Raw genomic sequence first — 14,923 nt, forward strand, 5'->3', positions numbered from 1 at the left:
CCCGGCCGGCGCGTCCTTGCGCGCCGCTTCTTCGGCAAGCCGGCGCCGCTTGGCCAGTGGGGCGAGATTGGCCGGGCCGGGGTCATTCGCCGCGGATGTATTGCTCCAGCTGGCGGATCAGGTCGGCCTGTTCGGCGATCGCTTCCTTGACCAGGTCGCCGATCGACAGCAAACCCAGCAACTGGCCGTTCTCCACCACCGGCAGGTGGCGCAGGTGGCTGTCGGTCATGATGTTCATGCAGGTTTCCACGTTCTGGTGGGAGTCCACGGTGATCACCGGCGAACTCATGATGGCGCTGACCGGGGTGCCCACCGAGGAGCGCCCGTGCAGCACCAGCTTGCGCGCGTAGTCACGTTCGCTGATGACCCCGACCACTTGACCGTTTTCCATCACCGGCAGGGCGCCGACGTTTTTTTCCGCCATCAGCATCAGCGCTTCCAGGACCATCTGGTGCGGGGCGATGGTGTGCACTTGCTGGTTGTGCTTGGCTTTGAGTTTCAGCAGTTCTGCAACGCTCTTCATGGGGCGCTCCGGTGGTTCTGGGTGGGGCGGCGATGCGCCGCCCTGAGGTTTCTAAAGAATCGTAGAGACTGGGCCAGCCGGCAAGGCTGAAAACGGCCGATAAACAGCGAAAAACGTCAACCCGGGGATTTTTTTCATCAGCGCCCCGATAAAGGGGTCGTTGCCTTCAGAGGAAGCGCTGCAGAGAGAAACTGCCCAGGTCGATCTCGCTGTGCCCGTCCACGTGCCACTGGGCCAAGGCTTCGCCAATCGCCGCCGAATGCTTGAAACCATGACCGGAGCAGGCGCTGACCACGGTGACGTGGGCCAGGCGCGGGTGGCGGTCGATGATGAAGCCCGAATCCGGGGTCACGGTGTAGGCGCAGACGCTGGCCTTCACCCATTCCGGCGCCAGCCCGGCGATATGCGGCGCCACCAGGTCGCGAAACAGGCGCCGGGCGTCGGCGCGGCTGGGCTGGCGGTCGAGATGGTCCGGCTGGCTGCTGACGCTGTACTGCTCGGTGGCGATCTTCACGCTGCCTTCGCCGGGAATCGGCGGGAAACCGTAGCAGGCGTCGACATCGCCGGAACTGTGGAGGATGAAGCTCGGCGAGCGGGCCGGGTAGTGCCAGGGCTCATCGAGGCCGAACCAGTACAGCTGCTGGCGACAGACCTGCAGCAGGGCGTCGAAGGGTGCCCCGAGCAGCTGCGCCGTCCACATGCCGGCGCTGACGATCACCTGCCGGGCGCGTATTGGCGAACCGGCGCTGATGAGGTCCACGCCCTCGGCGTCGGACTTGAGTTCCTGCACGGTCTGGCCGGTGAACAGGGTCGCCCCCAGTTGCCGGGCCCGGGTCAGTTGCGCGTCGATGCAGCGTTCCGGGCGGACAAAGCCGCCGCCGGGTTCGAAGTAGCCTCGGGCGCTGTCGGCCAGTGGGGCGAACTGCGGGAAGCGCCGGCGGATCTCGGCGGCGTCGAGCACTTCATGCTCGATACCGTAACGCCGGGCCAGCGCGATGCTGGTGTCGGTGAAGTCCCGGGCATCCGCCGGGCGCTGCGGGTCGGTGCTGGCGGTCATCACCAGTACCCCGCATTGCTCGAACAGCGGCACATCCAGTTCGGCTTCCAGCTCGCGCCAGATCTGCTGCGAGCGGATCGCCAGGGGCACGTAGGCCGCGCCTTCACCCACCGCCTGGCGGGTGATGCGGGTGTCGCCATGGCTGGAGCCCTGGTCATGGGGCGGGGCGAAGCGGTCGATGCCCGCCACCTTGACCCCGCGCTTGGCCAGTTGATAGAGGGTGGCGGCGCCCATGGCCCCCAGGCCTACGACGACCACATCGAATTTCGCTGTCTGCACGATAAGATCCTTGAAGAGTAAAGGCTCAGCGACGATTGATATTCGCCAGGGTCATGGGCGCGATGATCCGGTGAAACGGCGCCACCGGCAGCATGTACAGGCGCCCCAGGCGGTTGTGCGGATGCACCACGGTGCTCAGCACCACCGGGCGCAGGCCCTCGGCGGTCAGGGGCCGGAGGTTGAGCGACAGGTACACATCCAGGTGCTTGTCGCGGTCCACCACCAGCACCTCGTCGGGGCGCTGGGAGATCAGGGTGAAGATGCCCACCCGGTCGCCGGGCTGGTAATCCTCATCGGGGCGCGACAGGTCGATGCGGGTCAGGCGCCCCAGGTCCTTGAGGCCGAACAGCTGCACCGCGCGGTTGCGCAGGCCCATCAGCCGGTCGATCCAGGCCGGGGTCTGGCTCATCAGGCACAGCAGGTGGCGCATGGCGCTGCGTTCGGGGGCTTCGGCCAGGGTACGGCGGCAGTCGACGAAGGTCGCGCCCGGGGCCAGGGCGGCGATGCTGGAGTCATGGGGCAGTGGGCAAGGGTGAACAGCGGTTTTCATCGATACGGCTCCCTGTAGAACTGGCGGCTGGGGCTGCATGCCGATCAGCCACGCCAGAAGCGGCAAAAAATACCACTTCTAGGAGCGGGGAACAGCCTGCGGCAGCGACAGGGGCTGCAGGACCCTTTGTTGCCTTCAGGATCGCTGCGTTTGTTGCGTCGGTATGCCACCCAAGCCGTTCGCAGCCTGCGGCAGCGGCGATAGGGTGCGCAAGAAGGTGTCTGGAGTCTTTGTAGCCGCTGTCGAGCGTTAGCGAGGCTGCGACAGGGGTCGCAGGACCCCTTGTTGCCTTCAGGATCGCTGCGTTTGTTGCGTCGGTATGCCACCCAAGCCGTTCGCGGCCTGCGGCAGCGGCGACAGGGAACGCAAAAAAGGCGCCCGAAGGCGCCAAGGATTCACCCCAACCGAGGGAGCCGGGTGAAGCCGTTCGCAGGAGCGTCGCGGTGGTAAGGCGCGACAGGAACGGAAAAGGGCAGCAGCGCCCGCCTGTTCGGCGGGCGGCTTGGATCAGCGGTTTGGATCATTTGCCGAGCTTGATCCTGGTCCAGCCGCGGTTCATCACCCGCTGGATGGCAATCGGCTGGTCCGGCACCGCGTAGAGGGTGGCCAGTACCTCTTGTGGCGGGTAGGACGCCGGGTCGTTGCGGATCGCTTCCTCCACCAGCGGCGTGGCTGCCGAGTTGGCGTTGCTGTAGCCCAGGCTGTTGGTGACCTCGGCGATGATGTCCGCGCGCATCAGGAAGTTCATGAACAGGTAGGCGTTGTCGACGTTGGTGGCGTCCTTGGGGATGGCCATCATGTCGTAGAAACTGCCGGCGCCTTCCTTGGGAATGCTGAACGCGACCTTCTCTTTGTTGCCGGCTTCTTCGGCGCGAGAGCGAGCCTGCAGCACGTCGCCGGAGTAACCCACGGCCACGCAGATGTTGCCGTTGGCCAGGTCCGAGATGTACTTGGAGGAGTGGAAGTAGGTCACCGAAGGCCGGATCTTCATGAACAGTTCCTGGGCTTCGAGGATCTGCGCCTTGTCCTTGCTGGTCACCGGGTAGCCCAGGTAGTGCAGGGCGGCGGGGAGCATTTCGGTGGGCGAGTCGAGGAAGCTGATGCCGCAGGCCTTGAGCTTCTCGGCGTTCTCCGGCTTGAACAACAGGTCCCAGGAATTGGTCGGGGCGTCAGTGCCTAGCACCGCCTTGACCTTGTCCGGGTTGTAGCCGATGCCGATCGAACCCCACATGTAGGGGAAGGCGTGGGCGTTGTCCGGGTCGCTGGCGGAGGCGTTCTTGAGCAGCACCGGGTTGAGGTTGTTCCAGTTGGGCAGCTTGGACTTGTCCAGTTCCTGGTAGACCCCGGCCTTGATCTGCTTGGCCAGGAAACTGTTGGACGGCACCACGATGTCGTAGCCGGACTTGCCGGTGAGCAGGCGCGCTTCCAGGGTTTCGTTGCTGTCGAAGACGTCGTAGGTGACGTGGATACCGGTTTCGGCCTCGAACTTTTTCAGGGTGTCCGGGGCGATGTAGTCCGACCAGTTGTAAACGCGCAGCACCTTATCGTTGGCTTGAGCGCCGCTCACCATCGCGCCCATCAAGGACAGTGAGAGCAGGGTTTTGGCGAACAGTGTCCTGCCAAGCATTTTCATCACTACAACTCCATTTCTTATTGTGCAGATTGCTGCGTGTGCAAGGTGGATATCGGGGGGGCTTTTTACCCGCTTCACTCACCAGCGGGCACCTACGGACAACTCCAACCTGTAGGCCTCAGCGGGCTGGCGAAGCGGCCACGGTCAGGCCGTCGTCGGCGTAGGTAGCGCAGGCTTTTTCGCCGCCGGTGGCTGCCAGGATTCATTGGCGGTGAACTCCATGGCTTCCTGGATCGCCCGCTTACGGGCGGCTTCGGCGCGACGGCCGAAGTACCAGACCAGGAAAGTCACCAGGGACACCGCCAGCAGGATCAGGCTGGCCACGGCGTTGATCTCGGGTTTGACCCCCAGGCGCACCGCCGAGAACACTTCCATCGGCAAGGTGGTGGAACCCGGGCCGGACACGAAACTGGCCAGCACCAGGTCATCCAGGGACAGCGCGAAGGACATCATGCCGCCCGCCGCCAGGGATGGCGCGATCATCGGGATGGTGATCAGGAAGAACACCTTGAACGGTCGCGCTCCCAGGTCCATCGCCGCTTCTTCGATGGACAGGTCCAGCTCCCGCAGGCGCGCGGAGACTACCACGGCGACATAGGCCGCGCAGAATGTGGTGTGGGCGATCCAGATGGTGACCACCCCACGTTCCATGGGCCAGCCGATCAATTGCGCCATGGCCACGAACAGCAGCAACAGCGACAGGCCGGTGATCACCTCGGGCATCACCAGCGGCGCGGTGACCAGACCGCCGAACAGAGTACGGCCCTTGAAGCGGGTGACCCGGGTCAGCACGAAGGCCGCCAGGGTGCCCAGGGCCACCGCCGCTACGGCGGTGTACAGGGCGATTTCCAGGGAGCGCAGCACCGAGCCCATCAGCTGCTGGTTGTCCAGCAGGCCGACGTACCACTTGATCGACCAGCCGCCCCACACCGTCACCAGCTTGGAGGCGTTGAACGAATAGATCACCAGGATCAGCATCGGCAGGTAGATGAACAACAGGCCCAGCACCAGCATCAGTTTGGAAAATTCGAAGCGTTTCATGCCCGTGCCTCCATCTCTTTGGCCTGGCTGCGGTTGAACAGCAGGATCGGAATAATCAGGATCGCCAGCATCACCACCGCCAGGGCGGAGGCCACCGGCCAGTCACGGTTGTTGAAGAATTCCTGCCACAGCACGCGGCCGATCATCAGGGTTTCCGGGCCGCCCAGGAGTTCCGGAATCACGAACTCGCCGACTACCGGGATGAACACCAGCATGCAGCCGGCAATGATGCCGTTCTTGGCCAGGGGCACGGTGATTTTCCAGAAGTTGTTGAAGTTGCTCGAACCCAGGTCGGACGCGGCCTCCAGCAGGCTCTGGTCATGCTTGACCAGGTTGGCGTACAGCGGCAGCACCATGAACGGCAGGTAGGCGTAGACCACGCCGATATACACGGCGATGTTGGTGTTGAGGATTTCCAGCGGCTGGCTGATCAGCCCGGTCCACAGCAGGAAGCTGTTGAGCAGGCCGTTGTTGCTGAGGATGCCCATCCAGGCGTAGACGCGGATCAGGATCGCGGTCCAGGTCGGCATCATGATCAGCAACAGCAAGACGTTCTGGGTTTCCTTGCCGGTCTTGGAGATGGCGTAGGCCATGGGGAAACCCACCACCAGGCACATCAGGGTGCTCAGCAGCGCCACCTTCAACGAGCCCAGGTAGGCCGAAATGTACAGCTCGTCGCCGGCCAGCAGGGCGTAGTTGCCCAGGTTCAGCAACAGTTGGAATTTCTGTTCGGCGTAGCTGTAGATCTCCGAGTAGGGCGGGATCGCCAGGGCCGCTTCCGAGAAGCTGATCTTCATCACCAAAAAGAACGGCAGCATAAAGAACAGGAACAGCCAGAGAAAAGGAATGCCGATCACCAGCTTGCGACCGCTGGGCAGCATGCGGAACAGCTTCTGATTGAACGTACTCATGGTCGACGTCCTCATGCCCGCAGCACCACGCCGCTGTCGTCTTCCCACCACACGTAGACTGGGTCATCCCAGGTCGGCCGCGCGCCACGGCGCTCGGCGTTGGCCATGAACGACTGGACGAGCTTGCCGCCGGGCAGCTCGACGTAGAACACCGAGTGGCCGCCCAGGTAGGCGATGTCGTGCACCTTGCCCTTGGACCAGTTGTAGCGGGTGTCGGGCTTGACGGTGGTGACCAGCATCTTTTCCGGGCGGATGGCGTAGGTTACCGACTTGTCCTGCACCGAGGTGCTGACCCCGTGGCCAACGTAGATCTGCTGCTCAAGGTCCGGGCAGTCGATGATGGCGTAGCCTTCCAGGTCTTCGGTGACGGTGCCGTCGAAGGCGTTGACGTTGCCGATGAATTCGCACACCAGGCGGCTCACCGGCGCCTCGTAGATGTCCACCGGGCTGCCGGTCTGGGCGATCCAGCCCAGGTGCATGATGGCGATGCGCTGGGCCATGGTCATGGCCTCTTCCTGGTCGTGGGTCACCATCACGCAGGTCACGCCCACCCGCTCGATGATTTCCACCAGCTCAAGTTGCATCTGCGAGCGCAGCTTCTTGTCCAGGGCGCCCATGGGTTCATCCAGCAAGAGCAGCTTGGGGCGCTTGGCCAGGGAGCGGGCCAGGGCCACCCGCTGGCGCTGACCACCGGACAGCTGGTGCGGCTTGCGCCGGGCGTACTGGGTCATGTGCACCAGCTTGAGCATTTCCTCGACCCGGGCGTCGATCTCGGCGGCCGGCAAGCGGTCCTGCTTGAGGCCGAAGGCGATGTTCTGGGCCACGGTCATGTGGGGAAACAAGGCGTAGGACTGGAACATCATGTTGATCGGCCGCTCATAGGGCGGCATGTCGGTGATGTCCACGCCATCCAGCAGGATGCGGCCTTCGGTGGGGCGTTCGAAGCCGGCGAGCATGCGCAGCAGGGTGGATTTGCCGGAGCCGGAACCGCCCAGCAGGGCAAAGATCTCGCCCTGGTGGATTTCCAGAGAGACATCGTCCACGGCCACGGTTTCATCGAACTTCTTGGTCACGCGGTCGATCTTGACCAGGACCTTCTGCGGGCTCGGGGTGCCTTCGAGGGCCTTGCGGTAAGTGCTGGAGGCGTTTGCCATGTGAAACTCCCAACAGGTGTCAGCAGCCTGGCCAATTCGGCCGGGCTTAAAGGTTGATTGCCAGCCCGCAGGGGGCGGGCTGATTCGGCGCTGCCTCCCTGGCGGCCTGACGCTATTTGTTGTTGTGGTCTTGCCGTTTGCTGCTCACGCCGAACGTCGGGCGCACACAGGCGCGCTCGCCGTGGGGCAGGGCGTGGTGAATCGGGTTGAATGCCTGGAAGGCCGCCTTGGCGGCCGGGGTTTGCCGGTTAGCGGCGTTGCGCGGCCCGTTGCCGGCAGGCGTCGCCAAAGGCCTGGAAGATCCGCCGGTAGGCCGGGTTCGACAGCACCTGCCATTCCGGGTGCCACTGCACGCCGAAGGCAAAGGCTGTGCTGTGTTCCACCGACAGCGCCTCGATCAGGCCATCCGGCGCCAGCGCCTCGACCCGCAGGCCAGGGCCCAGGCGGTCGACGCCCTGGCTGTGGATCGAGTTGACCTGGATCTCGCCGGTAAGGCCCATGGCTTCGAACACGCCGCCAGGCTGGATCTTCACCGGGTGCGCCGGGGCGTACTGCACTTCGATGCGCGGGTCGTCGGCTTCACGGTGGTCCAGGTAGCCCGGCAGTTCATGCACCTTCTGGTGCAGGCTGCCGCCGAAGGCCACGTTCATTTCCTGGAAGCCGCGGCAGATGCCGAGCACCGGCACGCCGGCGGCAATCGCCGCGCGCAGCAGGGGCAGGGTGGTGGCATCGCGTTGCGGGTCGTGGGCGGTGCCCGGCGCGCTGGGCGTGCCCTGGTAATGGAAGGGTTCGACATTGGACGGCGAGCCGGTAAACAGCAGCCCGTCCATGTGGTGCAGCAGATCGTCGATATCGATCAGATCCGCCAGGGAAGGAATGATCAGGGGCAGGCCCTCGGCCGCGACGCTGACAGCACGCACGTACTTATCGCCGCTGACGTGGTAGGGGTGCAGGCCGATCTCTTTGACGCACGCAGTAACGCCGATCAATGGCTTGAATGCCATTTTTATCACCTCGAAATTCACGCGGGAACGAGTTTTTCCAGAGCTTATCCTCGTTGATTTTAATTAACAACTTCCATGTAAAAAATTCTAAACGTTACTCGTCCGAAACCCGCGGGCGGTGCGGATTGCGCCGGGTATTGGTCTTTAGTGGGGCAAAATAATTGACGAAAAGCCGCCGCTGTTGGCTATTGACTCCGGTTTTTCTTTCGGGTTGACTGCTGGCGTGTCACAGCAGTGAACATAATAATTAACACAATAGGTGCATCATGCCGGTCCCCCCGCGTGCCATTCAACTCAACGAAGCCAATGCCTTCCTGAAAAAACACCCCGAGGTTCTCTACGTCGATCTGCTGATTGCAGACATGAACGGTGTGGTGCGCGGCAAGCGCATCGAGCGCACCGCGCTGCACAAGGTCTACGAGAAGGGCATCAACCTGCCAGCCTCGCTGTTTGCCCTGGATATCAACGGCTCCACGGTGGAAAGCACCGGCCTGGGCCTGGACATCGGCGACGCCGACCGCATCTGCTACCCGATTCCCGGCACCCTGAGTGTCGAGCCCTGGCAGAAGCGCCCCACCGCGCAACTGCTGATGACCATGCACGAGATCGAGGGCCAGCCGTTCTTCGCCGACCCCCGTGAAGTGCTGCGCCAGGTGGTGGCGAAATTCGATGAGATGGGCCTGACCCTCTGCGCCGCCTTCGAGCTGGAGTTCTACCTGATCGACCAGGACAACGTGAACGGCCGTCCGCAGTCGCCCCGTTCGCCGATCTCCGGCAAGCGTCCGCAGTCGACCCAGGTCTACCTGATCGACGACCTCGACGAATACGTCGACTGCCTGCAGGACATCCTCGAAGGCGCGAAAGAGCAGGGCATCCCGGCCGACGCCATCGTCAAGGAAAGCGCCCCGGCGCAGTTCGAGGTCAACCTGCACCACGTCAACGACCCGATCAAAGCCTGCGACTATGCGGTGCTGCTCAAGCGCTTGGTGAAGAACATCGCCTATGACCATGAAATGGACACCACCTTCATGGCCAAGCCCTACCCGGGCCAGGCGGGCAACGGCCTGCACGTGCACATCTCGATTCTCGACAAGCAGGGCAACAACATCTTCGCCAGCCAAGACCCGCAAACCAACGAAGCCCTGCGCCACGCCATCGGCGGCGTGCTCGACACCCTGCCCGAGCAGATGGCCTTCCTGTGCCCCAACGTCAACTCCTACCGCCGCTTCGGTGCGCAGTTCTACGTGCCCAACTCGCCGACCTGGGGCATCGACAACCGCACCGTGGCCGTGCGCGTACCCACCGGTTCCGCCGATGCGGTGCGTATCGAGCACCGGGTGGCCGGCGCCGACGCCAACCCTTACCTGCTGATGGCTTCGGTGTTGGCGGGTATTCACCACGGCCTGACGAACAAGATCGATCCGGGAGCGCCGGTTGAAGGCAACTCCTACGAGCAGAACGAACAAAGCCTGCCCACTAACCTGCGGGACGCCCTGCGCGTACTGGACGACAGCGAAGTGATGGCCAAGTACATCGACCCGATGTACATCGACGTCTTTGTTGCTTGTAAGGAAAGTGAACTGGCGGAGTTCGAAAACTCGATTTCCGACCTGGAATACAACTGGTATTTGCACACGGTCTGATGGCCGTGGTGCTTCCTGAAGTGAGTATTTGCCATGACTAAATCCCGCAGCGACTGGGAGCAGCACTTCCATTCCCTCAGCCTCGAAGGCCGTGCCTTTATCGACGGCCAGTACTGCGCCGCCGCCAGTGGCGCCACCTTTGAATGCCTGAGCCCGGTGGACGGGCGCTTCCTGGCCAACGTCGCCAGCACCGATCAGGCCGATGCCGATCGTGCCGTGGCCGTGGCGCGCCAGGCGTTCAACCGTGGCGTCTGGTCGGGCAAGGCCCCGGCCGAGCGCAAGCGCATCCTGATTCGCTTCGCCGACCTGATCCTTGAGCACCAGGAAGAACTGGCGCTCCTGGAAACCCTGGACATGGGCAAGCCGATTGGCGATTCCATGAGCATCGACATTCCGGCCACGGCCAACGCCATCCGCTGGAACGCCGAAGCCATCGACAAGCTCTACGACGAAGTGGCGGCCACGCCCCACGACCAGCTGGGCCTGGTGACCCGGGAACCGGCGGGCGTGGTGGCGGCCATCGTGCCGTGGAACTTCCCGCTGATCATGGCCAGCTGGAAATTCGCCCCGGCCCTGGCGATGGGCAACTCGTTCATCCTCAAGCCGTCGGAAAAGTCGCCGCTGACCGCGATCCGCATCGCCCAGCTGGCCCTGGACGCCGGCATCCCCAAGGGTGTGTTCAACGTCCTGCCGGGCTACGGCCACACCGTGGGCAAGGCCCTGGCCCTGCACATGGACGTGGACGTGCTGGCCTTCACCGGCTCCACCGCCGTGGGCAAGCAACTCTTGGTGTATTCCGGCGAAAGCAACATGAAGCGGGTGTGGCTGGAGGCTGGCGGCAAGAGCCCCAACGTGGTGTTTGCCGACGCCCCGGACTTGCGCGCAGCGGCTGAAGCGGCGGCTGCGGCCATTGCCTTCAACCAGGGCGAAGTCTGCACCGCCGGCTCGCGTCTGTTGGTGCAGCGCTCGATCCGCGAACAGTTCATCCCGCTGCTGGTGGAGGCCCTCAAGGGTTGGAAGCCGGGTCACGCCCTCGACCCCGACACCCGGGTCGGCGCGGTGGTGGACCAGCGCCAGCTGGAGAACGTGCTGCGTTACATCGAAATCGGCAAGCAGCAGGGCGGGCAACTGCTGGCCGGTGGCGTCCGCGCCCTGGAAAGCACTGGCGGCCTGTATGTCGAGCCGACGATCTTCGACGGCGTGAGCAACGCCATGACCATCGCCCGGGAAGAGATCTTCGGCCCGGTGCTGTCGGTGATCAGCTTCGATACCGAAGAAGAAGCGCTGCAGATCGCCAACGACAGCATCTTCGGCCTGGCGGCCGGGGTCTGGACCGCCGATCTGGGCCGTGCCCACCGCTTCGCCCGTGGCCTGCGGGCCGGCAGCGTGTGGGTCAACCAGTACGACGGCGGCGACATGACCGCGCCGTTCGGCGGCTTCAAACAGTCCGGCAACGGTCGCGACAAGTCGCTGCACGCCTTCGACAAATACACCGAGCTCAAAGCGACCTGGATCAAGCTCTAGGCTCTTATAACAACAGCGGGGCGGGCTTCGACCCGCACCTGCTGGGGAACGACACATGCAAACCTACGTAAACAGCTACTACGCCGCGACCCGTAACCAGACCACCGACTACCCGCAACTTGAAGAGTTGGTGGAGTGCGACGTCTGTGTGATCGGCGCCGGCTACACCGGCCTGTCCTCGGCCTTGTTCCTGGCGGAAGCGGGCTACAGCGTCACCGTGCTCGAAGCGGCCAAGGTCGGCTTCGGCGCCAGCGGGCGCAACGGCGGGCAACTGGTCAACTCCTACAGCCGCGACGTGGACGTGATCGAACAACGCTACGGCGAAAAAAGCGCCGAAGTGCTCGGTAGCATGATCTTCGAAGGCGCCGACATCATTCGCCAGCGCATCCAGCACTACGACATCCAGTGCGACTACCGCCCCGGCGGCATCTTCGCCGCCCTGAACAACAAGCAGCTCAAGGGCCTGGCGGAACAGAAACGCAACTGGGAGCGTCTGGGCAACCACAACCTGAAAATGCTCGACAAGGCGCAGATCGACCGCGAAGTCGGCACCAAGAACTACATCGGCGGCCTGCTGGACATGCAGGGCGGCCACATCCATCCGCTGAACCTGGCCCTGGGCGAAGCCAGCGCCATCATCGGCCTGGGCGGCAAGATCTTCGAACAGTCGGCGGCGGTGGAAATCACCTACGGCGAACCCAACGTGGTGCGCACCGCCAAGGGCGTGGTGCGCGCCAAGTACCTGCTGATCGCCGGCAACGCCTACCTGCAGCAGGACCTCGACCCGCGCGTGACCCGCAAGAGCATGCCCTGCGGCTCGCAGATCGTGGTTACCGAGCAACTGCCCGAACAACTGGCCCGCAGCCTGATCGCCAACAACCACTGCGTGGAAGACTGCAACTACCTGCTGGACTACTTCCGCCTGACCGGCGACAACCGCCTGCTGTACGGCGGTGGCGTGGTCTACGGCGCCCGCGAACCGGACGACATCGACCAGTTGATCCGGCCGAAGATCCTCAAGACCTTCCCCCAGCTCAAGGACGTGAAGATCGACTACCGCTGGACCGGCAATTTCCTCTTGACCATGTCGCGCATGCCGCAATTTGGCCGGATCGAAAAGAACGCCTACTACATGCAGGGCTACAGCGGCCACGGCGTCACCTGCTCGCACCTGGCCGGCAAGCTGATTGCCGAAATGATCCGCGGCGACGCCGAGCGCTTCAACGCCTTCGCCTCCCTGCCGCATATGCCAATGATCGGCGGGCGCACCTTCCAGGCCCCACTGACCGCCCTGGGCGCCGCGTACTACGCCCTGCGCGACCGCTTTGGCATCTGATTCATCGACCCTCAGGGCAGGGAGCCTTGTGTGGTGAAGGAGCGGGCTCCCGCTGGACGGCGCAGCCCTCCCAACCCAGGCGACCGCGATCAATCCCAATGACCCGATCGCCTGGGTTACGGCCGCTGCGTAGCCGAACGGGAGCCAGCGCCTTCGCCACAAAAGACTGGGTTTGAGCGGGCTGCGGCCCGCGCCAACCTGGCCCGAAATCCCCTCGTCATTGCCCTCATCACCAGCCTTTACAGCTTGCCTGTCAAACATGTTTAAATAGCCGCCTTTTCAGGCTCCAGGGGCAGCAAAATCGCGATCCTCGCGACCCAACCGCCGCGAAAGTACCCTTAAGTTCCACTCACATAAGGCTGTTATGGACACGGGCACCCGACTCAAACTCGTTCGCGAAAGCTACAAACTCTCCCAGCGCGAGCTGGCCCGTCGTAGCGGCGTCACCAATGCCACCATCTCCCTGATCGAACAGAACCGCGTCAGCCCCTCCGTCAGCTCCCTGAAAAAGCTGCTGGAAGGCATCCCCATGTCCCTGGCCGACTTCTTCACCTTCGACCAACCGCCTCGCGAGCACCAATACGTGTTCCGCGCCAACGAACAGCCGGACCTCGGTCGCGACGGCCTGCGCCTGCTGATGATCGGCGCCCCCGTGGCCAACCGGCAGATGCGCTTTCTGCGCGAGCAATACGCCCCCGGCGCCAGCTCCGGCGAAGAAGCCATCGTGCACAGCGAAGGCGAGGAGTGCGGGCTGGTGACTCGCGGCACCGTGGAGTTGACCGTGGACGGGCAAGTCAGCGTGCTCAACCCGGGGGATGGCTATTACTTCCCCACCACCTTGCCTCATAGCTTTAGGAATATTGGGCAGGATGAGGCGGAAATCATCAGCGCCAACACCCCGGCGAACTTCTAAGGGCTGGGTGACTGATCCGGCTCGACCTGTTGCAACCTTATCCAGCCTGCGCCTTGTGTCGCGGGCTTTGTTTTTTAGACTGGTGACTGCCGTTGCCGCGCTTGCGGGCAACGCCTGGAGCGGGCGCCGTTCAGACGCAAGGAAGACTCATGATCAAGGACAGACGACAAGCATTCCTCAGCGCAGTACGCCTGGAGAACTTCTTCAGCAATTACCAGCACAGCGTGCAGTTCTTTGCCGAAAACACCTTTGAGTCCGACTCCGAAGCCCAGGAAAAGTCCCTCAGGGCCCGGCATTTCCAGAAGTGGATCTTCAAGGAAATCCTCATCCGCTACACCGCTGGCCACAGCATCGACCTGCTGATTCCCTTGCTGGAAACCCTGGTGGACAGTTACGAACACCTGCAAAGACAACTGGCCGAGTACAACCAGATTCCGAACATCACCCCCTTGGCGATTGACGACTGGCTCGATCAGTACCAAGAGTGCGTCCAGGTGTTCAGCCTGTGCATCCTGCTGCACCGCACCGACCTGCTTCAACGCTTCGTGGCCCTGATCGACCCAGCAGGCTACGCCGGGGACGACACCCTCTACGAAGACCTGCTGAGCAAACTGCTGCCCGATCGATATGACGTCGATGACTGGTACCACGACGTCTATACACCGCTGATACAAGCCATCTACGCCGACGACCCAACCGAGGCCAGCGACCTTCTGCAGCAGTACTGTGACGACTGGTACCCCGCGTTCGAGCAAGCGCCCTGGCACGACAGCCACCTGCAAGGGGACGAGGGCAGCTATTGCGGGTATTGGGCGTTCGAGGCGGCTGCTATTGCCTTCCTTTATGGCATCGATGACAGCGGGGTCGAGCATAGGGTCTATCCCAAGGATCTGGTGGCCTATGCGAGGAACCTTCGGCCGAGCCACCCAAAACGTGTAGCGCCGGTGGTGGCGGGGCAGTCCTGCAGCAAAGCCGGTTATTGGTTTACCCCGGCGCAGCCGGAGTCACATCAGTTCGACGTTGCGCTGGGCTTCTCGCTCCAAACGTCGGCTCGACTGGATGCGGTTGAGATAGCCGTAGATGTAGATCTTCAGCAGGATCGCGGGGTGGTAAGCCGGCCGGCCAGTATCAGCTGGAATGGCACCTTCAAAACCCAGATTGACCAGGTCGAGCTCGTCGACGAAGACGTCGACTACCCGCACCGGATTGGTATCGCTGACGTAGTCGTCGAGGCTCTCGGGAAGTAAGGTGCCTTGGCCTCGATGTTCACCTTGGATAAAGCGCTTCATGGGCGATCCCTGCGATGAAATCCTCAGAAATCATAGTAAGAGTTCGCGAAGACGTTTTTACACACT

Annotated in this window: 12 protein-coding genes and 2 pseudogenes; 5 read left to right on the plus strand and 9 right to left on the minus strand. The window is 63.1% G+C overall.

All coding sequences use genetic code 11. The features are described 5' to 3' along the window. Positions 1 to 82: 82 nt before the first annotated feature. From PLD_RS27615 to PLD_RS27650, 8 genes are all read right to left on the minus strand, one after another. Positions 83 to 523 carry a CBS domain-containing protein gene (locus tag PLD_RS27615; RefSeq protein WP_159897869.1) on the minus strand — a complete coding sequence of 147 codons (441 nt, stop codon included), beginning with the start codon at positions 521 to 523 and terminating at the stop codon, positions 83 to 85. 166 nt (positions 524 to 689) lie between these two features. Then, positions 690 to 1,859: an N-methyl-L-tryptophan oxidase gene (solA, locus tag PLD_RS27620; RefSeq protein WP_159897870.1), complete on the minus strand. Its 1,170-nt coding sequence runs from the start codon at positions 1,857 to 1,859 to the stop codon at positions 690 to 692. 25 nt (positions 1,860 to 1,884) lie between these two features. After that, a complete protein-coding gene (locus PLD_RS27625; protein ID WP_159897871.1) occupies positions 1,885 to 2,409 on the minus strand; it encodes a DUF2867 domain-containing protein in 525 nt (174 codons plus the stop codon). A gap of 520 nt (positions 2,410 to 2,929) precedes the next feature. Continuing rightward, positions 2,930 to 4,036, minus strand: coding sequence for a polyamine ABC transporter substrate-binding protein (locus PLD_RS27630; RefSeq protein ID WP_256674824.1), 1,107 nt, complete (start codon positions 4,034 to 4,036; stop codon positions 2,930 to 2,932). A gap of 150 nt (positions 4,037 to 4,186) precedes the next feature. Beyond that, entirely contained in the window at positions 4,187 to 5,083 is an 897-nt protein-coding gene (locus PLD_RS27635; protein ID WP_159897873.1) for an ABC transporter permease subunit, read from the minus strand. Further along, entirely contained in the window at positions 5,080 to 5,961 is an 882-nt protein-coding gene (locus PLD_RS27640; RefSeq protein WP_178116250.1) for an ABC transporter permease subunit, read from the minus strand. Before PLD_RS27640 ends, PLD_RS27635 begins: the two co-directional genes overlap by 4 nt. Before the next feature lie 44 nt (positions 5,962 to 6,005). Then, the gene (gene potA, locus PLD_RS27645; RefSeq protein ID WP_159897875.1) at positions 6,006 to 7,148 is read right to left on the minus strand and encodes a polyamine ABC transporter ATP-binding protein; all 1,143 of its coding nucleotides are present in this window, start codon (positions 7,146 to 7,148) and stop codon (positions 6,006 to 6,008) included. A gap of 248 nt (positions 7,149 to 7,396) precedes the next feature. Further along, the gene (locus PLD_RS27650) at positions 7,397 to 8,152 is read right to left on the minus strand and encodes a gamma-glutamyl-gamma-aminobutyrate hydrolase family protein (protein ID WP_159897876.1); all 756 of its coding nucleotides are present in this window, start codon (positions 8,150 to 8,152) and stop codon (positions 7,397 to 7,399) included. Positions 8,153 to 8,418: 266 nt separating this feature from the next. On the opposite strand from PLD_RS27650, the gene PLD_RS27655 reads away from it, so the two are divergent. From PLD_RS27655 to PLD_RS27675, 5 genes and pseudogenes are all read left to right on the plus strand, one after another. Continuing rightward, the gene (locus PLD_RS27655; RefSeq protein WP_159897877.1) at positions 8,419 to 9,795 is read left to right on the plus strand and encodes a glutamine synthetase family protein; all 1,377 of its coding nucleotides are present in this window, start codon (positions 8,419 to 8,421) and stop codon (positions 9,793 to 9,795) included. Between the two features lie 33 nt (positions 9,796 to 9,828). Next, positions 9,829 to 11,319 carry an aldehyde dehydrogenase gene (locus tag PLD_RS27660; protein WP_159897878.1) on the plus strand — a complete coding sequence of 497 codons (1,491 nt, stop codon included), beginning with the start codon at positions 9,829 to 9,831 and terminating at the stop codon, positions 11,317 to 11,319. A 55-nt stretch (positions 11,320 to 11,374) separates the two neighbouring features. Then, complete coding sequence (locus PLD_RS27665; RefSeq protein WP_159897879.1) at positions 11,375 to 12,655, plus strand: FAD-binding oxidoreductase; 1,281 nt, start codon at positions 11,375 to 11,377, stop codon at positions 12,653 to 12,655. Positions 12,656 to 13,019: 364 nt separating this feature from the next. Beyond that, positions 13,020 to 13,568 carry a cupin domain-containing protein gene (locus PLD_RS27670; RefSeq protein ID WP_015635120.1) on the plus strand — a complete coding sequence of 183 codons (549 nt, stop codon included), beginning with the start codon at positions 13,020 to 13,022 and terminating at the stop codon, positions 13,566 to 13,568. 149 nt (positions 13,569 to 13,717) lie between these two features. Then, positions 13,718 to 14,449: pseudogene (locus PLD_RS27675) on the plus strand (PoNe immunity protein domain-containing protein); the annotation flags it as partial. A gap of 126 nt (positions 14,450 to 14,575) precedes the next feature. On the opposite strand, the pseudogene PLD_RS27680 reads toward PLD_RS27675, so the two are convergent. After that, positions 14,576 to 14,857: pseudogene (locus PLD_RS27680) on the minus strand (transposase); the annotation flags it as partial. Positions 14,858 to 14,923: the final 66 nt, after the last annotated feature.

The organism is Pseudomonas sp. LD120 (assembly GCF_009861525.1).
Classification (GTDB): Bacteria; Pseudomonadota; Gammaproteobacteria; order Pseudomonadales; family Pseudomonadaceae; genus Aquipseudomonas.